Source organism: Streptomyces pseudovenezuelae (genome assembly GCF_029892565.1).
In the GTDB taxonomy this organism is placed as follows: Bacteria; Actinomycetota; Actinomycetes; order Streptomycetales; family Streptomycetaceae; genus Streptomyces; species Streptomyces pseudovenezuelae_A.
Map to the genome: position 1 here is coordinate 31,783 of NZ_JARXVH010000008.1, position 21,299 is coordinate 53,081.

The 21,299-nt window shown below is 71.3% G+C and carries 20 protein-coding genes and 1 riboswitch; of the genes, 10 read left to right on the top strand and 10 right to left on the bottom strand.

Annotated elements, in window-relative coordinates:
• The first annotated feature begins 162 nt into the window (after positions 1-162).
• Complete coding sequence (locus tag M2283_RS25850; RefSeq protein WP_280878765.1) at positions 163-2,988, top strand: beta-L-arabinofuranosidase domain-containing protein; 2,826 nt, start codon at positions 163-165, stop codon at positions 2,986-2,988.
• 55 nt (positions 2,989-3,043) lie between these two features.
• Here the strand turns inward: M2283_RS25850 and M2283_RS25855 are convergent, their stop codons facing one another.
• Positions 3,044-3,853, bottom strand: coding sequence for a LysR family substrate-binding domain-containing protein (locus tag M2283_RS25855; RefSeq protein WP_280878766.1), 810 nt, complete (start codon positions 3,851-3,853; stop codon positions 3,044-3,046).
• 58 nt (positions 3,854-3,911) lie between these two features.
• On the opposite strand from M2283_RS25855, the gene M2283_RS25860 reads away from it, so the two are divergent.
• From M2283_RS25860 to M2283_RS25880, 5 genes are all read left to right on the top strand, one after another.
• Positions 3,912-4,301, top strand: a complete 390-nt coding sequence (locus tag M2283_RS25860) for a DUF5997 family protein (RefSeq protein WP_280878767.1) — start codon at positions 3,912-3,914, stop codon at positions 4,299-4,301.
• Positions 4,302-4,533: 232 nt separating this feature from the next.
• Positions 4,534-4,708: riboswitch (cyclic di-AMP (ydaO/yuaA leader) on the top strand.
• Between the two features lie 8 nt (positions 4,709-4,716).
• Entirely contained in the window at positions 4,717-6,471 is a 1,755-nt protein-coding gene (locus tag M2283_RS51665; protein ID WP_348538924.1) for an NlpC/P60 family protein, read from the top strand.
• A gap of 130 nt (positions 6,472-6,601) precedes the next feature.
• Entirely contained in the window at positions 6,602-7,171 is a 570-nt protein-coding gene (locus M2283_RS25870; protein WP_280878768.1) for a TetR/AcrR family transcriptional regulator, read from the top strand.
• 33 nt (positions 7,172-7,204) lie between these two features.
• A complete protein-coding gene (locus M2283_RS25875) occupies positions 7,205-8,389 on the top strand; it encodes a GDSL-type esterase/lipase family protein (protein WP_280878769.1) in 1,185 nt (394 codons plus the stop codon).
• 180 nt (positions 8,390-8,569) lie between these two features.
• A complete protein-coding gene (locus M2283_RS25880) occupies positions 8,570-9,340 on the top strand; it encodes a LuxR C-terminal-related transcriptional regulator (protein WP_432423130.1) in 771 nt (256 codons plus the stop codon).
• 29 nt (positions 9,341-9,369) lie between these two features.
• On the opposite strand, the gene M2283_RS25885 is transcribed toward M2283_RS25880, so the two are convergent.
• On the bottom strand, positions 9,370-10,230 hold the full coding sequence (locus tag M2283_RS25885; RefSeq protein WP_280878771.1) for a LysR family transcriptional regulator: 861 nt from the start codon (positions 10,228-10,230) through the stop codon (positions 9,370-9,372).
• Between the two features lie 68 nt (positions 10,231-10,298).
• Here M2283_RS25885 and M2283_RS25890 point away from each other — a divergent pair, with 68 nt between their 5' ends.
• Complete coding sequence (locus M2283_RS25890) at positions 10,299-11,207, top strand: EamA family transporter (protein ID WP_432423125.1); 909 nt, start codon at positions 10,299-10,301, stop codon at positions 11,205-11,207.
• 12 nt (positions 11,208-11,219) lie between these two features.
• Here the strand turns inward: M2283_RS25890 and M2283_RS25895 are convergent, their stop codons facing one another.
• The 3 genes from M2283_RS25895 to M2283_RS25905 form a co-directional block, all read right to left on the bottom strand.
• Positions 11,220-12,704, bottom strand: a complete 1,485-nt coding sequence (locus M2283_RS25895) for an MFS transporter (protein WP_280879078.1) — start codon at positions 12,702-12,704, stop codon at positions 11,220-11,222.
• Positions 12,705-12,928: 224 nt separating this feature from the next.
• Positions 12,929-13,855: a carbohydrate kinase family protein gene (locus tag M2283_RS25900; protein ID WP_280878772.1), complete on the bottom strand. Its 927-nt coding sequence runs from the start codon at positions 13,853-13,855 to the stop codon at positions 12,929-12,931.
• Complete coding sequence (locus M2283_RS25905) at positions 13,852-14,538, bottom strand: class II aldolase/adducin family protein (protein ID WP_280878773.1); 687 nt, start codon at positions 14,536-14,538, stop codon at positions 13,852-13,854. Before M2283_RS25905 ends, M2283_RS25900 begins: the two co-directional genes overlap by 4 nt.
• A 105-nt stretch (positions 14,539-14,643) precedes the next feature.
• On the opposite strand from M2283_RS25905, the gene M2283_RS25910 reads away from it, so the two are divergent.
• Positions 14,644-15,255 (top strand): TetR/AcrR family transcriptional regulator, encoded by a 612-nt coding sequence (locus M2283_RS25910; protein ID WP_280878774.1) that lies wholly within the window; start codon positions 14,644-14,646, stop codon positions 15,253-15,255.
• 87 nt (positions 15,256-15,342) lie between these two features.
• Complete coding sequence (locus M2283_RS25915) at positions 15,343-15,813, top strand: carboxymuconolactone decarboxylase family protein (protein ID WP_280879079.1); 471 nt, start codon at positions 15,343-15,345, stop codon at positions 15,811-15,813.
• 103 nt (positions 15,814-15,916) lie between these two features.
• On the opposite strand, the gene M2283_RS25920 is transcribed toward M2283_RS25915, so the two are convergent.
• Together M2283_RS25920 and M2283_RS25925 are read right to left on the bottom strand one after the other, a co-directional pair.
• The gene (locus M2283_RS25920) at positions 15,917-16,318 is read right to left on the bottom strand and encodes a hypothetical protein (RefSeq protein ID WP_280878775.1); all 402 of its coding nucleotides are present in this window, start codon (positions 16,316-16,318) and stop codon (positions 15,917-15,919) included.
• A 98-nt stretch (positions 16,319-16,416) separates the two neighbouring features.
• Entirely contained in the window at positions 16,417-17,439 is a 1,023-nt protein-coding gene (locus M2283_RS25925; RefSeq protein ID WP_280878776.1) for an ArsR/SmtB family transcription factor, read from the bottom strand.
• 150 nt (positions 17,440-17,589) lie between these two features.
• On the opposite strand from M2283_RS25925, the gene M2283_RS25930 reads away from it, so the two are divergent.
• Positions 17,590-18,516 carry a GNAT family N-acetyltransferase gene (locus M2283_RS25930; protein ID WP_280878777.1) on the top strand — a complete coding sequence of 309 codons (927 nt, stop codon included), beginning with the start codon at positions 17,590-17,592 and terminating at the stop codon, positions 18,514-18,516.
• On the opposite strand, the gene M2283_RS25935 is transcribed toward M2283_RS25930, so the two are convergent.
• Genes M2283_RS25935 through M2283_RS25945 form a run of 3 tightly spaced genes read right to left on the bottom strand, consistent with a single transcriptional unit; the run spans position 18,517 to position 21,033 of the window.
• Positions 18,517-18,921: a nuclear transport factor 2 family protein gene (locus M2283_RS25935; RefSeq protein ID WP_280878778.1), complete on the bottom strand. Its 405-nt coding sequence runs from the start codon at positions 18,919-18,921 to the stop codon at positions 18,517-18,519.
• A 52-nt stretch (positions 18,922-18,973) separates the two neighbouring features.
• On the bottom strand, positions 18,974-19,810 hold the full coding sequence (locus M2283_RS25940; RefSeq protein ID WP_280878779.1) for an EamA family transporter: 837 nt from the start codon (positions 19,808-19,810) through the stop codon (positions 18,974-18,976).
• Entirely contained in the window at positions 19,807-21,033 is a 1,227-nt protein-coding gene (locus M2283_RS25945) for a Glu/Leu/Phe/Val dehydrogenase dimerization domain-containing protein (protein WP_432423126.1), read from the bottom strand. The genes M2283_RS25940 and M2283_RS25945 overlap by 4 nt, the downstream gene beginning before the upstream one ends.
• Positions 21,034-21,299 lie beyond the last annotated feature (266 nt).

Consider the following 21,299-nt stretch of genomic DNA (forward strand, 5'->3'; position numbering starts at 1 on the left):
CTGCCACCGCGGGGTCGCTCTGCGGGGTGTCCTGCCTGACCGGAACTGAACGCTCCCACCCCGTTGACCCCCACCCTCCCCCTCCCTATCGTCTGGTCGACCATTCGCACACCGTTCGCAGTACCGAACGCGCGAATCCGCCGCACCCGTTGAGGAGCACACATGGCACCGCCCCTCTCCAGACGATCCCTTCTGCAGGCCGCCACCCTCGCCGCGGCCACACCCGCGACCGCACCCGCGCTCTCGTACGCGGCGACCGACCCCGCCACTGCCGTTACTCCCACCGCAGTCGCCATCCCCTCCACCTGGACCGTGCGCCCGTTCGCGCTGAACGACGTGGCGCTCGGCGCCGGTGTCTTCGCGGACAAACGGCGGTTGATGCTCGACCACGCCCGTGGTTACGACGTGAACCGGCTGTTGCAGGTCTTCCGTGCCAACGCCGGCCTCCCGACCGGCGACGCGGTCGCCCCCGGCGGCTGGGAGGGTCTCGACGGCGAGGCGAACGGGAACCTTCGCGGCCACTACACCGGCCACTTCCTCACCATGCTCGCCCAGGCCTACGCCGGCACCAGGGAGCAGGTGTTCGCGGACCGGATCGGCACGATGGTCGGCGCGCTGACCGACGTACGGGCCGCTCTGCGCACGGATCCGGCCGTGCTGAGCGTGGCCGGCAGGTTCGGGGCCGCCGCCTTGAACGAGCGCGGGTCCTATCAGTACGTCGAGCTGCCACCGGCCGTCCTCGGCGCCGCCACCGCGATCACCCTCGCCGCATGGGTGAAGCCCGTGCACGACGACAACTGGGCGCGCGTCTTCGACTTCGGCGCCGACACCACCCGCTACCTCTACCTCGCCGCCCGCAACGCGAACGGCGTCCCGCGCTTCGCCGTCACGACGAGCGGGGCCGGCGGCGAGCAGGGGCTGAACGGCACCTCCGCGCTGCCGTCGAACGAGTGGAGCCACCTCGCGGTGACGATCGCGAACGGCACCGGGACGCTGTACGTCAACGGGGCGGCCGTGGCGCGCAGCACGGCGATGACCCTCACCCCGGCCGCCCTCGGCACCCTCGCCCACAACTGGCTCGGTCGCTCCAACTACCCCGCCGACCCCGTCTTCGCGGGCGCCTACGGCGGGTTCGACGTCTGGTCGCGCGCCCTGTCCGGCACCGAGATCGCCGAGTTGCAGGGCAGCCGGGCCGCCGACGCGTCGACGGGGCGCGGGGACCTGGCCTCGTACGCCTTCGACGAGACCACCGGCGGCAGCTTCGCGGACGCCTCAGGCCGTGGCCTGACCGCCACCCTGCGCCGCACCTGGGGCGGTCCCAGCCATCCCGGATATCTGGCCGCGTACCCGGAGACACAGTTCATCCAGCTGGAGTCGATGACCGGGAGCGACTACACGAAGGTGTGGGCGCCCTACTACACCGCGCACAAGATCCTCCGTGGCCTGCTGGACGCGTACCCAGCCACGGACGACGACCGGGCCCTCGACCTGGCGTCCGGCATGGGCGACTGGATGTACGCGCGTCTGTCCGTGCTACCCGCCGCGACCCTGCAGCGGATGTGGGGCATCTTCTCCAGTGGCGAGTTCGGCGGCATCGTCGAGGCGATCTGCGATCTGCACGCGCTCACCGGAAAGGCCGAACACCTCGCGCTGGCCCGCCTGTTCGACCTCGACAAGTTGATCGACGCCTGCGCCGCGAACACCGACACGCTCGACGGACTGCACGCCAACCAGCACATCCCGATCTTCACCGGCCTGGTCCGCCTGTACGACGCGACGGGCGAGGAGCGTTACCTGACGGCGGCGAGTAACTTCTGGGGCATGGTCGTACCGCATCGCATGTACGGCATCGGCGGCACCAGCACCGGGGAGTTCTGGAAGGCGCGGGACGTGATCGCGGGCACGATCGGCGCGACCACCGCCGAGACGTGCTGCGCGTACAACCTGCTGAAGCTCAGCCGGACGCTGTTCTTCCACGAGCAGGCCCCGAAGTACATGGACTACTACGAACGGGCCCTCTACAACCAGGTGTTGGGCTCCAAGCAGGACACGGCGGACGCCGAGAAGCCGCTCGTCACCTACTTCATCGGGCTGACGCCGGGACACGTGCGCGACTACACACCCAAGCAGGGCACGACCTGCTGCGAGGGCACCGGCATGGAGAGCGCCACCAAGTACCAGGACTCGGTGTACTTCGCCGCGTCCGACGGTAGCGCCCTGTACGTCAACCTCTTCAGCCCGTCCCAACTCACCTGGGCGGACAAGGGCGTTACGGTCACCCAGACGACCGGCTACCCGCGCGATCAGGGCACCACGCTGACCATCGGGGGCGGCTCCGCGACCTTCGAGCTGCGGCTGCGGGTGCCGTCCTGGGCGACGGCCGGCTTCCGCGTCACGGTCAACGGGCGTGCGGTGTCGGGGAGTCCGACGCCGGGGAGCTACTTCGCCGTATCGCGGAGGTGGCGGGCCGGTGACACCGTGCGCGTCGCCGTACCGTTCCGACTCCGGGTCGAGAGGGCGCTGGATGACCCCGCACTCCAGACCCTGTTCCTCGGGCCGGTCAATCTGGTCGGCCGCAACTCGGCCACGGAGTACCTGGAGTTCGGCCTCTATCGCAATGCCGGCCTCTCCGGTGACCTACTGCCGTCTCTGACCCTGGTAACCGGGAAGTCTCTCCACTTCACGCTGGACGGCACCGAGTTCGCCCCCTTCTTCGAGGGGACGGAGGATCCGACCCACGCCTACTTCAGGCGCTCGGAGCCGAGGGTGGTGTTCGGGAACACCGACTCCGGTGTGGCCAATCCGGCGAAGGCCGACGGCACGACTCTGCTCGACGAGATCTGGACCGGTGCGCCGTTCGGCGACAAGGGCGCGCTCGTTGCGCGCGTGCGGTCGACGGTGGAGGCGTGGGTGTCGGGCGGACTGCTCAGCGGGAGCGACGGGACGAAGGTCGTCAGCACGGCGGAGAGGGCTGTGTTCGCGCCCTGAGCAGAGGTGACCAGCTAGGCGTGGAGCAGTGGGGCATGGGCCGAGGAGGCGTGGACTAGGGCCGGCCGCGAGGCTTGCCCCGCTTGCCGCCTCCCTTGGCACCGCTCCCCTTGGCGCCACCGCCCCTCGTGCCGCCGCCCGTGCCACCCCGGCCACCCCGGCCCGTCGGCTTCGAGGGCGTCGCGGGCTTGCGGCGGGCGGTCGTCGGCTCGGCCCGCTTCGTCTTCGGCTCGGGGTCGGTCGCCTTGCGGCCCCGAGAGCTGTTGGCCGTGCGGCCTCGGACGATGCCGATGAAGTCCTCGACCAGGTCGGTGGTGGCGTCCTCGGGCCAGGACAGGGCCACGCTCGACTCCGGGGCGTCCACGACCGGGCGGAAGGTGAGGTCCTTGCGGTGGTGGAGTCGGGCCAGGGACTGGGGCACGATCAGCAGGCCCACGCCCGCCGCCACCAGTTCGACGGCGTCGGCGGTGGTCGGGGGGCGCTCGAAGGCGGGCTCCCCCGGCGGCCGGTCCCAGTCGAAGACGTCGTCCAGAGGGTGGAAGAGGACCTCGTCGGCGAGATCGCCCACGGTCACCTCCTCCACCGCCGTGATCACGTGGTCCTTGGGGACCACCACGACCGTCGTCTCGGTGTAGAGGGGAATCGCGCTGAGGAACGTACGGTCGACCGGCAGCCGTACGAACGCCGCGTCGGCCTCACCGGCGCGCAGCAGCTCGGGCGCCTCTGCGGCCTCCGCCTGGCGGAGGACCAGGGGGACGTCCGGCAGACGCTCGTTCCAGACCCGCACCCACTTGGCGGGCGTCACCCCCGGGACGTACGCCAGCCGGAATGTCGGGGATGTTGCGGAGTCCGCGGAGCCTGTCACCCCGCCAGATTACCGTCCGTGGTCGGCGGCCTCTCACACGATCGATACCCTGGACACCATGAAGTCGCACCAGAGCACCCAGACCATGAAGCCCGCCACCGCGGCGAAGAAGCTGGGTGTGTACCTCGATGCCACCCCCGCCGAGTTCCGCGAGGGCGACGTCTCGCGCGCCACGCTCGACGAGCTCCAGGCGAATCCGCCCGAGTGGCTGCGCGAGCTGCGGGCCAACGGGCCGCACCCGCGTCCGGTGGTCGCGGCGAAGCTGGGGATCTCCATCTCGGGTCTCGCCCGCGGCGGTATCACCGAGGCGCTCACCACCGAGCAGATCGAGGCCGTCAAGCAGGACGCGCCCGAGTGGCTGGAGAAGGAGCGCGCCACCCAGGCCGAGGTCCGCAAGGAGGCCGCGCGCATCAAGCAGCGGGACGCGGAGCGCGAAGCCGGTTCCTGACTCCGCCTTCTTGATCCCGCCTTCTTGATCCCGGCTGCCTGATCCCGTTCCGGCGACGGTGAGTTGTCGGCCGGACTCTGTGTGTACACGGAATCCGGTTCTGACGGCCCATTAAGACGAAGGTCACAAAAGCGTATCGGACATATCGCGCTTCAACCTTCACACGGGGCACACAAGTTGGCTAAGTTGACTCTTAGGTCGCATGACTTCCTCCGGCGGACCCCGTCGGGTCGCGCGACCTCCGCTGAGTCCGGTTCGCCTTCGTGGCCGCCGGAGCCGGGGACCCAACCGATTCATGGGGTGAATCGGCCCAATTGCCCGTCGGGGCAAGGGCCGTAGGGCATGCCTTCCGGAATTGACCGCCCGAACCCGACAGCTAACTCGGTAGGCGGAGTACGGAAGGAGTACGGCTCCCATGGCGCCGGAACGAATGCCGCGCGCGGGAGGCTTCGGCCAGCCCGGCATGCGCAACTCCGCTTTGGCAACGGCGGCCCTCACCTCGGTGGCCCTGTTCTCGCAGACCGCCGATGCCGCGCCCCAGGCCGTTGACGACGGCCCGAGCCGCGAAGAGGTCCAGCAACGGGTCAGCACGCTCTACGACCGGGCCGAGAGCGACACCGGAAACTTCAACGCGACTCGCGCGATGACGGCGAGCACCCGGGGACGGGGCGCATCGACCGGCAACATCCCCCGCCAGGCCTCGGACCCCGAGCTCGACAACGTCGCCCGGCGCTGGTTCGACGCGGCGCGCAGCTCGGTGGGGCCGACGATTCCGGCGGTGCTGCCGGCCGACCGGATGCCCGCCCGCCCTGCCGTACCCCGGCCCGCGCGCCCGGCCGACGATCTCATCGAGCGCAAGCGTGACGTGCCCGAACTCCCCGCGGGTCCCACCGCCCGCCCGGTGGCGGAACTGACGGCGGGCCCGGTCGCGGAACTGACCGCCGGCCCCGCCCCGGCGCTGACGGGCCGCGCCATCGCCGCCCTGCCGGCCGTGCCCACGCCCCGGCCGGAACTCCAGCCCGCGGTCCTCAGAGGGCTGCCCCCGACGGCCCCCGCCACACCCTCGCGCCAGGCCTCGCTGCGGACGGCCAAGGAGCGCAACCAGCGCAAGCTCGCCACGGCCCGTGAGCTGCTCTCCCGGTACACCGGGCAGCGGACCGCACCGGCCCTGGCGATCGAGGCCGCGCCCGCCCCGGTCGCCGCCCCGTGGTCCGACACGGCGCAGCAGGCCCAGCGCATGGCCGAGGAGGAGTGGCGGCTACGGCAGCCGAGCGTCCTGGACACCGGGGTACCGGCCGCCCAGACCTGGCAGCCGAACGCCTACGACACCGGCGCGATACCCGCTCAGACGTGGCAGTCCGGCGGCTTCGACACCGGGGCCATGCCTGCACAGAACTGGCAGTCCGGCGGCTTCGACACGGGCGCGATACCCACGCAGAACTGGCAGCCCAGCGTCCTCGACACCGGGGCCATGCCTGCGCAGAACTGGCAGCCCAGCGCCTACGACACCGGGGCGGTTCCCGCTCAGAACTGGCAGCCCAGCGTCCTGGACACCGGGGCGACTCCGGCCCAGAACTGGCAGCCCAGCGTCCTGGACACCGGGGCGACTCCGGCCCAGAACTGGCAGCCCAGCGTGCTGGACACCGGAGTGCCGGCCGCCCAGGCCTGGCAGCCGAACGCCTACGACACCGGCGCGGTACCTGCCCCGACGTGGCAGCCCGGCGTCCTCGACACCGGCGCGATACCCGCCCAGAACTGGCAGCCGAGCGTCCTCGACACCGGTGTCCCCGCCGACCTCGGTCCCGCCGTCGGCAGCAAGGCCGAGCGGGCGATCGCCTTCGCGCGTGCGCAGATCGGCCGGCCGTGCGTCTGGGGCTCGATCGGTCCGGGCTCGTACGACGACTCCGGCCTCACCCAGACCGCCTGGAAGTCCGCGGGGGTCGCGCTGCCGCGCGCCGCGCAGGAACAGGCGAGTGCCGGTACGGTCGTGCCCCTCGCCGAGAGCCGGCCGGGGGACCTGATCTTCTACAACGACAACTTCAGCCACGTCGGCATCTACACCGGCGACGGCATGATGGTCCACGCCCCGGGCCCCGGCACCTGCGTACGCGAGGAGTCCGTCTACTACGCCGGGGAGGCCGCGGTCCGTATCGCCGTGCGTCCCGTCTGACCTCCACCGACACCCACCGACTTCCACCACACAGCCACTCCCCCGTCCAGCTATATCGTCTAGTCATTTGCCTAGAAGGTTTAGGTAAATGCATACTCGATAGCGCCGAAGCCCAACGGGAGGAGTGGCTGTGGTGCGTGCGGGACTGTCCGCGGAGCGGCTGGCGCAGGCGGGTGCCGAGCTGGCCGACGAGGTCGGCTTCGAGCACGTGACCGTCTCGGCGCTCGCGCGGCGCTTCGACGTCAAGGTCGCGAGCCTGTACTCGCACGTGAAGAGCTCACAGGACCTGAAGACGAGGATCGCCCTGCTCGCCCTGGAGGAGATGGCCGACCGGGCCGCCGGGGCACTCGCGGGGCGGGCCGGCAAGGACGCCCTGACCGCTCTGGCGAACGTCTACCGCGACTACGCCCGCGCCCACCCCGGCCGCTACGACGCGGCCCGGCTGCGGCTGGCCCCCGAAGCGGCTGCCGCGAGCGCCGGTGTACGGCACGCGCAGATGACCCGCGCCGTCCTGCGCGGCTACGACCTGACGGACCCGGACGAGACACATGCGGTCCGACTGCTCGGCAGCGTCTTTCACGGGTACGTGAGTCTGGAGCTGGCGGGCGGGTTCAGTCACAGCGCCCCCGACTCGCAGGAGAGCTGGACCCGCACTCTGGACGCCCTCGACTCACTGTTGCGGAACTGGCCGGCGCCCTGACCAACCACCCACCTCTATCAACAGGTTGAGACCATGGACACCCCCCAGCGCGACTGGACCACCACGTACATCTCCGCCGAACTGCTGCGCGGCGCCCTCGACGTCGAGCACACCGAGCACGGCGTACTGCCGCACCGGCTGCCCGCCCGGGCCCGCGCCCAGTGCGACGACCCGCAGTTGGCCATGGTCGAGGCCCAACCGTCCGGCGTACGGCTGGTGTTCCGCACCCGCGCGACCGCCGTGGAACTGGACACGCTGCCCACCAAGCGCGTCTACGTCGGTGCCCCGCCCCGTCCGGACGGCGTGTACGACCTGCTCGTCGACGGCCGCCCGGCCGGTCAGGGCAGTGTGCCGGGCGGCAACGCCCTGACCATCGACATGGCCAAGGGGACCGCCGAGGTCGTGCGGGGCGAGATCGGCACGCTACGTTTCGACGGACTGCCCGGCGAGTCGAAGGTCGTCGAGATCTGGCTCCCGCACGACGAGGCCACGGAACTCGTCGCGCTGCGCACCGACGCCCCGATCGAGCCCGCGCCGGACTCGGGTCGCCCGGTGTGGCTGCATCACGGGAGCTCGATCAGTCACGGCTCCTTCGCCGCGACGCCGACCACGACCTGGCCGGCGCTCGCCGCCTCCCTCGGCGGTGTGGAGCTGATCAACCTCGGGCTCGGCGGCAGCGCCCTGCTGGACCCGTTCACCGCGCGCGCCCTGCGCGACACCCCGGCCGACCTGATCAGCGTCAAGATCGGCATCAACCTGGTGAACACCGACGTGATGCGCCTGCGCGCCTTCACTCCCGCCGTGCACGGCTTCCTCGACACCGTCCGCGAGGGCCACCCGACCACTCCCCTGCTGGTCGTCTCCCCCATCCTCTGTCCGATCCACGAGAACACGCCCGGCCCCAGCGCAGCGGACTTCGGCGCGCTGGCCGACGGACAGCTGCGGTTCAAGGCGATGGGCGATCCGGCCGAAGTGGCCGAGGGGAAGCTGACGTTGAGCGTCATCCGGGACGAGCTGGCGCGGATCGTGGAGCGGCGGCAGCCCGAGGATCCCAACCTGCACTATCTCGACGGACGCGAGCTGTACGGCGAGGACGACTTCGCCGAACTGCCGCTCCCCGACGACCTCCACCCGGACGCCGCCACCCATCGCAGCATGGGCAAGCGCTTCGCGGGCCTGGCCTTCGCCACGGAGGGCGCCTTCGGCACCATGTCCTGAGGCTGCCGCGCCGGTGAGGACATGAAAGCGTGCGGGCCGCCACTCCCCCGTGCCGGCGGCCCGCACGGACGACGAAAGTCTCGGGCACCACTGGACGTCGCCGGTATGGGTAGAACTGCGTACGCGGCGAACGAGCGGAGGAGGAACGTGGCACACGGGCCGGGCGAGGCCTATGAACGCATGCTGGCGGTGGCCGTCGGGGCGCTCCACGAGCGGGAGCCGGAGCGGTTGTGGCCGCTGCTGGCCGGCGCCCTGCCGGATCTGTGCGGCGGCGAGCTGCTGGTCTACAAGCTGGACGACTGGAGCGAGCGCGCTGGCACGGTCGGCATGTCGGCAGGCGTGGCCGCCCAGTTCGACGCGCTCGGGGACGAGGACCTGGGTCTGCTGCGGTCGGGCTATCCGTTCGCCGACCACTACGCCACCGGCCCCGACCGGACGCCGCACACCGCCCGCAGGGCAGCGGGCCGAGGGTGGTCCGCGAGCCCGACCGCGCGGCTGCTCGGCGCGACCATGGACATGGACCATGTGCTGGCCCTCCCGCTGCCGCAGGTCACCACCCCGATCACCGGGTGCATGGTCTACCGCTCCGGCAAGGACTTCACCGAGGACCAACTCCGCACGGCCCAGCGGCTGCAACCGCTACTGGCCGCCGTCGACCAACAGCGTCAACTGCTTGAGCAGTGGCGGCACTTGGCGGATCCGGCCGTCGTCAACGAACCTGTCGCCACGGGCGACCTCACACCCCGGGAGACGACCGTCCTGCTGCTGCTCACGGACGCTCTGACCGCGACCGCCATCGGCCGTCGGCTCGGCATCTCGGACCGTACGGTCCACAAGCACGTCGAGAACATCTACCGCAAGCTCGGCACCCGCGACCGCATCAGCACGGTCCTGCGCGCCCAGCAGCTGGGCCTCGTCCCGACACCCGCCCTGTCCCGCGGGCGGGCCTGAACGGGACCCGTCCGGGATCGGGGCGCGGGTCAGTCGCCGCGGTAGAGGGCGGTGAGGAGTTCGATCGCCGCGGGAGTGGCGGGATGCGGGTCGTCGCGCCACCAGGCGAGGCGGACGGCGATGGGTTCGGCGTCTCGCACCGGCCGGTAGACGACGCCCGGGCGCGGGTACTGGTTGGCGGTCGACTCGGCCGTCATGCCGATGCACCGGCCGCCGGCGATGACGGTGAGCCAGTCGTCGACGTCGTGGGTCTCCTCGGTGGCCGGGCGGGCGTCCGGCGGCCAGAGGTCCGCGGTGGTGGTGCCGGTACGGCGGTCGATCAGCAGGGTGCGCCCGGACAGGTCGGCGAGCCGGACGGAACGGCGCCGGGCCAGCGGGTCGTCGGCGGCGAGCGCGCACAGGCGCCTCTCCAGGCCGACGATGACGCCGTCGAAGCGTTTCTCGTCCAGCGGCCTGCGCACGACGGCCAGGTCGCAGGCGCCTTCCACCAGGCCGGCCGAGGTGGAGTTGACGCGGACGAAGTGCAGGTCGGTGGCGGGGTGTGCCTGGGCCCAGCGCCGCTGGAAGGCGGGCGTGTGCCGGCCGAGCGCCGACCAGGCGTAGCCGATGCGCAGGCTGGTGTGCCCGGAGGTGGCCGTGTGCACCAGGTCGTCCACCTCGCCCAGCACCCGGCGGGCCTGCGCGAGCACCCGCAGTCCCGTCGGGGTCGGCGCCACCTCGCGCGAGGTGCGCCGCAACAGCCGTACGCCCAGGGCCCGTTCGAACGAGGCCAGAGTCCGGGACACGGCCGCCTGGGAGACGCCGAGGGCGATGGCCGCGTCGGTGAAGCTGCCCTCCTCGACGATGGCGACGAGACAGCGCAGCTGCCGGAGTTCCACATCCGTATCCATGACTCCAGCGTATGGATCAGCGGCCGGACGCATTTTGTGCATCGCCGGACGCGGCGCACGATCGGAACATGCCCGACGCATCCGCACCTGCCGCTCCCGCCCGGGTCCACCCCGCCCCCGCGACCCCCGCATCCGACCGGCGGCGTCTCGTCGGCGTGGCCACGATGGCCGGCAGCGGGCTGTCCAATCAGACCGGCGCAGCGATCGGTTCACTCGCTTTCCCCGTGCTCGGCCCGGTCGGTGTCGTCGCGGTGCGGCAGTACGTCGCCGCGGCCGTGCTGCTGGCCGTGGGGCGGCCCCGGCTGCGGTCCTTCACGTGGGGGCAGTGGTGGCCGGTGCTGCTGCTGGCGCTCGTGTTCGGGACGATGAACCTGTCCCTGTACACCGCCATCGACCGCGTCGGCCTCGGGCTCGCCGTGACCCTGGAGTTCCTCGGTCCGCTCACCGTCGCGCTGGCCGCGGCACGGCGCCGGGTCGACGCCTGCTGTGCGGTGATCGCGGCGGCGGGTGTGGTGGCGCTGATGCGGCCGCGGCCCTCGGCCGACTACGCCGGAATGGCGCTCGGCCTGCTCGCCGCCGTCTGCTGGGCCTCGTACATCCTGCTCAACCGGACCGTTGGTCGGCGGCTGCCGGGCGCGCAGGGGTCAGCTGCGGCTGCCACCGTGTCGGCGCTGATGTTCCTGCCGGTCGGTGTCGTCGTCGTGCTGCGGCATCCGCCGACCGTGGCCGCCGTCTGCTGTGCGGTGGCGGCCGGTGTGCTGTCCTCGGCGGTGCCCTATCTCGCCGACCTGTTCACTCTGCGGCAGGTGCCTGCTCAGGCGTTCGGGCTGTTCATGAGCGTAAATCCGGTGCTGGCGGCGGTCGTTGGCCTGGTCGGTCTCGGGCAGCATCTCGGGTGGGCGGAGTGGGCGAGCATCGGGGCCGTGGTGGTGGCGAACGCGCTCAGCATCGCCACGCGCCGGACTCGACCGTCGTAGGGTTTGCGGCTTTCAGCTCTGGCCGGGGCCTGTCGCGCCGCCTTTGAGGCGTTCCAGGTCGGAGGGGCGGACCTGGATGGCGATCACGGCGACTAGGGCGGCGACCAGGGTGAAGATCGCGGCCATCACGAAGGCGGAGGAGACGCCGGCGGTCAGGACCTCGTCGGACCAGGGGGACGGCAGTTGACCGGTGCGCCGGAACTGCAGGCGTTCGGCCGGGGTCGCCTGGGCGAGGAACTGGCGGACCTGTTTCTTCGCCTCGTTGTTGCTCGCGGTGCCGAACATCGTGACCAGGATGGAGAGTCCGAGCGCGCCGCCCACCTGCTGGGTGGCGTTGAGGAGTCCGGAGGCCGCGCCGGACTCCGCGACGGGCACGTCGGAGAGTGCCATCAGGGTGAGCGCGACGAACTCCATGCCCATGCCCAGGCTGAAGACGAGCATCGGGCCGAGGATGCTGCCCGCGTAGGTGGAGTGCACGTCGGTGAGGGTCAGCCAGGCCAGGCCGGCCGCGGCGAGGACCGCACCGATCACCATGAAGGGCTTGGGGCCGTACACGGGAAGGAACTTGGAGGCCAGCCCGGCGCCGACCGCGATGACCGCACTCACCGGCAGGAAGGCGAGTCCGGCCTCCAACGGGCTGAAGCCCAGCACGTCCTGGACGAAGAGGGTCAGGAAGAAGAACATGCCGAAGATCGCGGCGGACAGGCTCAGCATGATGCCGTAGGTGCCCGCGCGGTTGCGGTCGGCGAACATGTGCAGCGGGGTGATGGGCTGCTTGGACCGCCGCTCGACCAGGACGAACGCCACCAGCACGACGACCGCCGCCGCGAACGAGGCCAGCGTGAACGCGTCGCGCCAGCCCTCCTGCGCGGCTCTGATGAAGCCGTACACCAGCAGCACCATGCCCACGGTGGACGTGAGCGCGCCGGTGATGTCGAAGCGTCCGGGGTGGCGTTCGGACTCCTTGATCCAGCGAGGTGTGGCGAGCACGATCAGCAGGCCGATGGGGACGTTGACGAAGAGCACCCAGCGCCAGTTGAGCCACTCGACGAGCATGCCGCCCGCGAGCAGTCCGATCGCGCCGCCGCCCGAGGAGACCGCGGCGAACACACCGAACGCGCGGTTGCGCTCGGGCCCTTCGCGGAACGTGGTGCTGATCAGGGCCAGCGAGGTCGGGGACGCGATAGCGCCGCCGACGCCCTGGAGGGCGCGGGCGGCGAGGAGTTGGCCGGAGTTCTGGGACAGGCCGCCGAGCAGCGAGGCGAGCACGAAGAGCAGTACGCCGAAGATGAAGACGCGCCGTCGGCCGAGGATGTCGCCGGCCCGGCCGCCCAGCAGGAGGAGGCCGCCGAAGGTGAGGGTGTAGGCGTTGACCACCCAGGACAGGCTGGTGGTGGAGAAGTCCAGGGAGCGCTGCATGTCCGGCAGCGCGATGTTCACGATGGTGATGTCCAGGACCACCATCAGCTGGCAGGACGCGATGACCAACAGCGCCATGCCGTTTCCGCCACCGCCGGTGTCCCGTGCGGTGGCCTGCGACGAAGAGGTCGGCTGTGCGCTCTGGCTCATGTGCGTCGCCCTCCCGGGGGCGAAGCCCCGCGGGGAAGTCGGTTCAGTGAACGGTTCCGTCCACTGTTCGACCGTACGCCCGTGCTGTGGGCGTCACCACCGGAACCGGCGTCACCACCGGAACGAGCGGTGACGCCCTCGCCGTCGGCGCGTCAGCGCGTCTTGTGGGTCGCCGCGAACTCGTCGGCGGCGGCCAGGTCGAACTCCCCGTGGTCGCTGCCGAGGCCCTGCGCCACCAGTGCCGCGGCCGCGCTGCCGAGCACGGCGGCCTCGCGGGGCGTGCGGCCCAGGCTCACGCCGCGCAGGAAGCCGGCCGAGAAGGCGTCGCCGCAACCGGTGGTGTCGACGACGTCGATCGCGTAGGCGGGGACGGTCTCGGTGCCCTCGGCGGTGACCAGGAGCGCGCCGTCGGCGCCGCGGGTGACCGCGACGAGTCCGGCGCCGGCGTCGAGGAGCTTGCGCGCGCCGGTCAGGAGGTCCGCCTCCTCGCTGAAGCCGAGGACCTGGTCGTCGTTGGGGAGCAGGAAGTCGACGTGCGGGAGCAGCGGCTCGATCTGGTCGTAGGTGCCGAGTTCGCCGGGGGCGAGGAGGTCCACGGAGGTGACCACGCCGTGCTCCTTGGCGTGCGCCAGGATGCGCGCGGCGACGTCGGCGCCGATCAACTCCGGTCCGCCCAGGTGCAGATGGCTGGCTTCGGCGACCGCGTCCCAGGGCACGTCGTCGAGGCCGTAGGTGATGTTGGCGCCCAACAGATGGAGGGAGGGGCGGTCACCGTTGGGGCGGATCGGCAGGACGGTCGCCGAAGTGGAGGTGTCGGTGCGGCGGACCAGAAGGCCGGTGTCGATACCCGCGCGGTCGAGGAGCTGGACGAGCAGATCGCCGGTCGGGTCGGTACCGATGGCGCCCGCGGTGCGGACCGAGGCGCCGAGCTTGGCCAGGGTGAGCGCGGTGCCGGCGGCCGTCCCGGCGGCGGTCATCCTGATGTCGTCGACCAGGGTGGCGCCCTGTCCCTCGGGTATGGCCTCCACCGGCCGCACCAGCACGTCCAGTACGTGCACGCCCATCGTGACGACGTTCATGGGGTTCCCTCCTGCGCGGGTGGTACGGGGTGAGTGGTGCCGTAGTTGCGGGCGATCGCGGCCTCGATGACCGCGAGTTGCTGCTGCTCGTCGAGGACGCGCGGCGGTCCGAGGGCCGCCGCGTGCTGGTAGACACCGCACGCCCACTCCACCAACAGGGCGTGCTCGACGGCCTTTTCGAGGGTCTGCGCGTGGGTGAGCGCGCCGTGGTTGGCCATCAGCGCGGCGCTGCGGCCATCCAGTGCGGCGATGACCGACTCGGCGAGTTCGGGGGTGCCGAAGGTGGCGTACGGCGCGACCCGGACGGTACCGCCCACGGAGAGCAACTGGTAGTGGATGCAGGGCAGTTCGTCCAGGACGCAGGAGAGGGCGGTGGCCATCGGGGCGTGCGTGTGGACGACCGCGCCGGTGCCGTAGCGCCGGTAGACGCCGAGGTGCAGGTCGAGTTCGGAGGTCGGCTCCAGGGTGCCGTCGACGAGCTTTCCGTCGAGGTCGACCACGGTGACCTGGTCCGGGGTCAGTTCGGCGAGGACCGCTCCGGTCGCAGTGATCGCGACGAGTCCCTCCACGCGTACGCTGACGTTCCCGGCCGTGCCGATGAGCAGGCCCGCGGCACCCAGCCGACGGCAGGAGTCCGCCACGGCGGCCCGCTCCTGACCCAGCACCGCGCTTGAGTCGGTCATGTGCGGGACCGTAACCTAAACGTGAAACAAAGTCACGTTCACATTCGGAGGTAGTGCGTGGGCGAGCCGGCCGCGGAGTCCGTGGGGTCCGCTCCCCTGCGTCGGATGCCCCAACAGGCGCGCAGCAAGGCCCGGTTGGCACGGGTGCTGGAGGCCGCCGAGCGATTGTTGGTCGACGAGGGGGTCGAGGCGCTGACCACCACCCGGGTCGCCGCCGAGGCGAAGGTGTCGATCGGCTCGCTGTACCAGTACCTGCCGGACCGGGACGCGATCATCGACGCCCTGGCGAGCGGCTACTTCAGCAAGCTGGAGGCCCTCATGGAGGGGTTCGTCCAGGGGGCGGCGGAGCAGCGCTGGGAGGATCCGGTCGGCGTGCTCGTGGACGCGTATGCCGGGCTCTACCGGACCGAACACGGCTTCCGGGCGCTGTGGTTCGGCAGCGGTCTGACCGAGCGGACGCGGGCCGCGGACCGTGAGCACAAGCTCCGTATGGCCGACGGCATCGGCCGGGTCCTGCTCGCGCTCGGGGTCGCCCGGGACGACGACGCACTCGGCCGCGCCTGCCACGCGGCGGTGCTGACCGCCGACGCCCTCGCGCAGGAGGCCTTCCGCCGCAGCCCGGAGGGGGACGCGGAGCTGCTGGAGGAGGCCAAGGTCATGCTGCGCGGCTATCTCGCGGCTTTGGAGGAGCGCTACGGGGACCCCCGCGGTCAGTGACCGGCACAGGGGGCGATTCGGTGCCGGACACGGGGGTGGTTTCATGTCGAGGAACCGTGTCTTTCGAAGGAGCGCAGGTTGAGCGACATGGCAGCGGGTCCCGCGGGGCGGGTCTTCGTCGACAAGCAGAGCCCGAAGGCCTACCACGCCCTGGTCGAGACGGCCGAGGCGACGCGTGCGGTGGCCGCCGAGGCGGGCCTGGACCGGCGGCTCGTCGAGCTGGTCAACCTCCGGGTCTCCCAGCTCAACGGCTGCGCCTACTGCCTCGACGTGCACACCCGGGCCGCACTGCGCGCGGGTGACTCCACCCAGCGGCTGGGCGTGCTGGCCGCCTGGCGTGACGCCCAGCTGTTCACCACGCGGGAGCGCGCGGCGCTCGCCCTCGCCGAGGCGACCACCCACCCCGCCGACGCCGGTGCGCAGGAGGCGGCCTACGCCACCGCCCGCGCGGACCTCACCGACGACGAGATCTCCGCGGTGATCTGGGTGGCGATCACCATGAACGCCTTCAACCGCGTGTCGATCATGAGCAAGCACCCGGTACGTCCGGCCGGCTGACCTCGCGCCGATCGGGCGGCGGCCGTCCGCTTCACCGGCAGCACCGTCCCCGGCCCCTTCCGCGGGAGGGAATCGGAAGGGACCGGGGACGGAGTTCGGCCCATCAGCAGAGAGGAAGGCCGGGGATGCGGCCGTCGTTGACGCCGCCGCTGATCCAGACGACGGGGAGCCAGACGAGCTTGTTGCCGCTGTCGTCGTCGGTCAGGGCCCAGTAGTGGTTGTAGTAGCTGCCGTACCGGAACTCGGTGGCCCAGATCTGGCAGTAGAAGTAGTTGGTGCCCGCGCGCAGGATGCCGGCCGGTGTTCCGTCGCAGCTGTCGGTCTGGTCGGTGGTGGTGCACCACCAGGTGTTGGCCGTCTTCCAGACGTTGCAGTTGTACTTGCCGCCACTCCTCGGCGTGCAGCCGGCGCTCGCCGACGCGTGTGCGGAGCCGGTCAGGCCGATGGTGACCGCCGCGACCATGACGGTCGAGGCCAAAAAGGCGATGAGTCGGCGCAGAGCCATGTGAAGTCCCCCTGCTGTGCATGGTGTACGTGCTCAGGTCCGTGCGAAACCATGCTGTCGTCAGGGACTTCACAGCCGCCACACAATGAAGCCGTGCTTTAAGCGTCGAACGGAGTCTCCAACGGGCCGTCGAGCAGCGCCTGTCCGGAGGGCGTGATGCTGTGCACGACGTGCTTGCCGTGCCGCACGCTCAGCAGCAGACCGGCCCGGCGCAGGACGGCGGTGTGGTAACTCGCCGCCGCGCCGGTGATGCCGAACCGCTCGGCGAGTTCACCGGTGGTGCGGCCGGTGACGACGTCCTCCAGTACGGCGGCCCGGGTACGGCCGATCAGCGCGCCCAGCTCCGCGGCCGGTCCGGTGCCGACGTGGGCGCGGCGACGGGCCCAGCCGAGCGTGTGCTGGATCGGGTAGACGAGGATCGGGGTCATGTCCGGGGACGCGAGCGTGACCGGTCTGCGGTGACAGAAGAAGGACGGCTGCAACAGCAACCCCCTCCCGTCCAGGCGCAGTTCACGCTCGACCGGGTAGTCGGCCACCAGCACCGGCGGCTCCCAGCGCAGCAGCGGATCGAAGCTCCGCAGCAGCCCGTCGGTGCCGCCCGCCAGCACCGCCCGGGTGCGCAGGGCGCGGTCGGCGTCGACCTGCGCGCGGATCTGCGGCCAGAACGGGGCGAGCGCGTGCCGGTGGTAGCCGTGCAGGGCCGAGGCGAGGCGGCGCAGCGCCGAGGGTGCGCCGTCGGCGAGTTCACGGATTCCGGTCGGCAACGGGCGGGACCGCTCCCTGGACTCGGCGAGGGTGACGAGGTCGTCGCGCAGGACGGTGCGCGGGGTGCCGAGCACGGTGTCGACCGCGCTCCTCAGGTCGTGGCGGCCGCACAGGTCGGGGGTGAGGAAGTCGGGCGAGTACCCGCGCGGCGGCAACAGCCCGGTCAGCTGGCCGGTCAACTGGCCGTCGCCCACGGGCAGTCGCGGCCGGATCAGCCGCCGCCACTCGCCGAACGCCAGGGACGAGTCCCGGGTGAGCAGGATCTGGAAGCTGTTGGTGATCTCCCACAGAGGATCGGGCGCGGCGGCGACCCGGACGCGCGCGACGTCCTCGATGGTGAAGTGCACTCGCAGCATGACCTCTCCGCTGGTCGTCGTGAGCCACTGTGTACCCGCCCGGGTGGCCGCCGACCAGAGGACATTCGGTCAGCCGAACTTCGGCCGGTGGAGGTGGACGCGGGCCGAAATTCTGTTGCGACCACCCCCACTCCCCGGACCCTGATCACCATGCCCTCCCTCCTGCGCCCCGCCGAACTCTCCGACGCGCCCGCCGTCACCGAGCTCCTCAACGAGATCGACCGGATCGAGATCGGCAGGCCCGAGACCGACCTGCACACGGTGGAGGCCGACCTCAAGGGCCCGGACACCGACCTCGCGCGCGACTCCTGGCTGACCTTCGAGTGGGATCGCCTGGTGGCGTACGGGCTGTTGTGGGACGAGTCGGGGGGCGAGCGGGTCGACGTCGACCACTACGTACTGCCCGAGCACCAGCAGGCCGGCCTCCGGATTCTGGAGGCGATGGAGGCCAGGGCGCTGGAGAAGGCCCGGGGCAACGGGGCCGAGCGGGCCGTGGTCCATCTGCACCTGAACGTGGCGCCCACGCTCGACACGGACCTGATCCGGGCGCGGGGTTGGCAGGTCGTCCGCCGATATCACGTACTGCGCAAGGACGTTGACTCCGCGCGGGACCCTGCGCCGGGAGTGCCCGCCGGAGTGCGGGTAAGGCCCTGCACGACCGAAGCCGACCGAGTCCGGGTGTACGAGCTCTACCAGGCCACCTTCGCCGAGCACTTCGACTTCCAGCCGCGCGACCACGGCCAGTGGCAGTCCGACGTCGACGCCGAGGGGCTCGACTGGTCCCTGGTCTGGATCGTCGCCACCGACGACCTGGGAGACGCCGGTTTCCTGCTGGCCCGCGACGACCGCGAGGCCATGGGCTGGATCCGCAGCATCGGCGTCCTGCGCGAGGCCCGCGGGCGTGGCCTCGGCGGTCTCCTCCTGCGCCACGCCTTCGCGGCGTTCGCGGCGCGGGGCAGGGAGACGGTGGGGCTCGGGGTGGACACGTCCAACGCCACGGGGGCGCCCGAGTTGTACGCGCGGCACGGCATGGGTGTGCATTACGCCGTGGACACGTGGGAGGCGGTGCTGCGCTGATCAGCTCGTCGTGACGGCGACCGGTGACAGGTGTTCGTGCACGGCGAGCCAACGGCCGTCCTCTGCACGGCGGAAGACGATGGTCTCCCGTTCGTGGAGCTTGTCGACGCCGTCGAGAGTGGAGATGTGTGTCTCGACGGTGTGGGTGAACACCGCGGTGTCGTCCCAGAGTTGGACCATCCGGTCGGAGGAGACGCAGTTCAGCACCCGGAACTCGTCCTCGGTCACCCAGCGGGCCCAGACGCGCCGGTACTCGGCGACGGATTCGATGCGTTGCGCCGTGGTGTGGAAGACGAAGGTCGCATCCGGGGCGAAGGCCTGGAAGTAGTCGTCCAGGCGGCCCGTGGCGAAGGCGGCGACGAGGTCACCGGCCGCCTGGAGTACCTGTTCCTGACCGTTGCTCATGTGGGAGTCGCTCCGTAAGCAGGCAATGGGGATTCAGGGGATTCGACAGGGCCTAGAGGGCGACCAGGAGCAGCGCTCCCGCCCCGAGGCAGAGTCCGAACGCCTGGTGGATCGTCACGCGTTCGCCGTCGAGCGCCAGCGCGAGCACGACGGTGGCGGCCGGGTACAGCGACACGACCGGTCCGACCACGCTCAGCAGGCCCCGGTCCATCGCGAAGAGGTAGAAGGCGAAGGCGGCTGTGTCGAGGGCTCCGGCCAGTACGACGAGCAGCCACGGCACACGGGCGGTGCGCGTCGGCTGCCGACCGCGCAGAGCCCGTGGCGCGACGCACAGGATCGAGAAGACGCGGGCGCCGGCCAATGGCCACAGGCCGGCGCCCGGTCCCGGATGGGAGAGGCACACCAGCTGGAGTCCGAGTGCTCCGCCCGTCGCCAGAGCCAACAGCAGGGTGCGCGACGCGATGCTGTCCCGCCGGATCCGGCCCACCGGGCTGACCAGCGCGATCGAGGCCAGGGCGCAGAAGACGCCGCACAGGGCGAACAGCCCGGGAGCGGACTGGATGAAGAGGCCGACCGCCAGGGGCACCAGTGCCACCGTCACCGCCGTGACGGGTGCCACGAGCACGATTCCCTCGGACGCCAGTGTCCGGTAGAGCAACACCATGCCCAGCAGTCCGAAGGCACCGGCTCCCAGACCCCAGATGAGGTCGCCCGGGCCGGGTCTTCGCGCGGTGGTCGCCGCCAACCAGACGGCGATCACCGGGAGGGACAGGACCTGGGAGAGGAACACGACCCGATGGGCCGGCACGTTCCGCGACGCCCTGGCGCCGCAGTAGTCCGCCGCTCCCCAGCCCAGCGCCGCCACCGTGGCCAGCAGAGCGGTCGTCATGCGGCACCGAGCCGGTGCAGGAGAACGTCGCGCCTGGCCTCGGCGATGCAGCGCGCCGCCTGCCGGGGAGTACGGACCGCGTCCTCGGCGAGCTGCAGTGTCTCCGTCACCAGGGCACGCAGCGATCCCCGCACCTTGGCCAGGGACGACTCCGCGTCCGGCGCGACATCGCCGTAGAGAACCCACCACCACCAGGCGTTGGTACCGGAGTTGGCGACGACATCGGGGACGACGACACAGCCGCGTCGGCGCAGCCGCTCTTCGGCGGTGGCCGTCACCGGGAGGTTGGCCGCCTCCACGATGTAACGGGCGGCGACCCGGCCCTGGTTCGCGTCGTGGAGGGCGTAGGAGGTCGCGGCCGGGACCAGTACGTCGGCTCGCAGGGCCAGGCAGTCGTCCCTGTCCAGGAGGATGTCGGCAGGGCGGAGTCGGCTGCGGTCGATGGCTCCGTGGGCCCGGCGGTTGCGCAGCATCTCCTCGACGGCGAGGCCGCGCGGGTTGGCGACGGTGCCGTGGACGTCCGAGACGGCCACCACGCGGATGCCGGCCGCGTCGAGGAATCGGGCCGTCGACCCGCCCATCGCTCCGAAGCCCTGCACGACGGCGGTGGCGGACGAGCGGGGCGTCCCCTCCCGGTCCAGGACCGTGAGCGCGGCCTCCGCGACCCCACAGCCGCCGACCAGTTCGGCGAGCCCGATGCCGTCGACCTCGACCGCGAAGGCGTCGGCGAAGCGTTTCCGTGCCGCCGCGGGGTCGTCGAGCGTGCGGACGACCGGGGCGACGCAGCCCGCCACCCCCAACTCGCCCAGTACCTCGTCGATGAGCTCGGTGGTGGTGCCGAGGTCGTCGCCCGTCGCCCAGCGCTGCTCCACGTACGGCCGGACGAAGGTGAGGAAGCGGGAGAGCACGCCGCGTGCCTCGCTGCTGAGCGGATCGCAGTCGATCCCGCCCTTGGCGCCGCCCATGGGCAGATAGCGGTTCGAGGGGTCGTAGTGCAGTGCCTCCTTCACGCTCATCGCCGCCGCCAGCTCCCTGACCTCCTCGTAGGAGCAGCCTTCGCGCATGCGCAGGCCGCCGCTGGCGAGACCCCGGACGAGTCTGTCGATGACGAGGAAGCCCTGGCGTCCGGTGACGGGGTCGGTCCAGGTGATGGATGCCTCGGGGGGTTGGGACAACGCGCCGTCGGCTCGGGCCGCGGGCGGGGTGAGAAGGCCGCTGTTCACAGCAGTGGGCTCCTAGAAAAGCCGATGAGGACAGGCCAGGTGGCGCACAGGTGGCGGTCGACGACGATGCGGAGCGGCCACTTACGCGCGCTCTGACGGTAGTTGGGGACACGTTCCGCCGGGAGGTCCCCGTTCCTGGGTCACGCCCGACCCCCTACGGGGACCTGTCGGGCGCGGAGCCGTGCTCCTAGCTTCTTGCTCGGGCAGAGTCTGAACTCACCCAACTCCCCTTATCCGTCTGTCCATTGACAGGAAGCAGTGTCGGT

Bases quoted from the DNA above. Each gene is read 5' to 3' on its own strand.
- M2283_RS25850 (WP_280878765.1), top strand. From the start codon at position 163: ATGGCACCGCCCCTCTCCAGACGATCCCTTCTGCAGGCCGCCACCCTC.
- M2283_RS25860 (WP_280878767.1), top strand. From the start codon at position 3,912: ATGAAGTCGCACCAGAGCACCCAGACCATGAAGCCCGCCACCGCGGCG.
- M2283_RS51665 (WP_348538924.1), top strand. From the start codon at position 4,717: ATGGCGCCGGAACGAATGCCGCGCGCGGGAGGCTTCGGCCAGCCCGGC.
- M2283_RS25875 (WP_280878769.1), top strand. From the start codon at position 7,205: ATGGACACCCCCCAGCGCGACTGGACCACCACGTACATCTCCGCCGAA.
- M2283_RS25880 (WP_432423130.1), top strand. From the start codon at position 8,570: ATGCTGGCGGTGGCCGTCGGGGCGCTCCACGAGCGGGAGCCGGAGCGG.
- M2283_RS25885 (WP_280878771.1), bottom strand. From the start codon at position 10,230: ATGGATACGGATGTGGAACTCCGGCAGCTGCGCTGTCTCGTCGCCATC.
- M2283_RS25890 (WP_432423125.1), top strand. From the start codon at position 10,299: ATGCCCGACGCATCCGCACCTGCCGCTCCCGCCCGGGTCCACCCCGCC.
- M2283_RS25895 (WP_280879078.1), bottom strand. From the start codon at position 12,704: ATGGCGCTGTTGGTCATCGCGTCCTGCCAGCTGATGGTGGTCCTGGAC.
- M2283_RS25900 (WP_280878772.1), bottom strand. From the start codon at position 13,855: ATGAACGTCGTCACGATGGGCGTGCACGTACTGGACGTGCTGGTGCGG.
- M2283_RS25905 (WP_280878773.1), bottom strand. From the start codon at position 14,538: ATGACCGACTCAAGCGCGGTGCTGGGTCAGGAGCGGGCCGCCGTGGCG.
- M2283_RS25910 (WP_280878774.1), top strand. From the start codon at position 14,644: ATGCCCCAACAGGCGCGCAGCAAGGCCCGGTTGGCACGGGTGCTGGAG.
- M2283_RS25915 (WP_280879079.1), top strand. From the start codon at position 15,343: ATGGCAGCGGGTCCCGCGGGGCGGGTCTTCGTCGACAAGCAGAGCCCG.
- M2283_RS25920 (WP_280878775.1), bottom strand. From the start codon at position 16,318: ATGGCTCTGCGCCGACTCATCGCCTTTTTGGCCTCGACCGTCATGGTC.
- M2283_RS25925 (WP_280878776.1), bottom strand. From the start codon at position 17,439: ATGCTGCGAGTGCACTTCACCATCGAGGACGTCGCGCGCGTCCGGGTC.
- M2283_RS25930 (WP_280878777.1), top strand. From the start codon at position 17,590: ATGCCCTCCCTCCTGCGCCCCGCCGAACTCTCCGACGCGCCCGCCGTC.
- M2283_RS25935 (WP_280878778.1), bottom strand. From the start codon at position 18,921: ATGAGCAACGGTCAGGAACAGGTACTCCAGGCGGCCGGTGACCTCGTC.
- M2283_RS25940 (WP_280878779.1), bottom strand. From the start codon at position 19,810: ATGACGACCGCTCTGCTGGCCACGGTGGCGGCGCTGGGCTGGGGAGCG.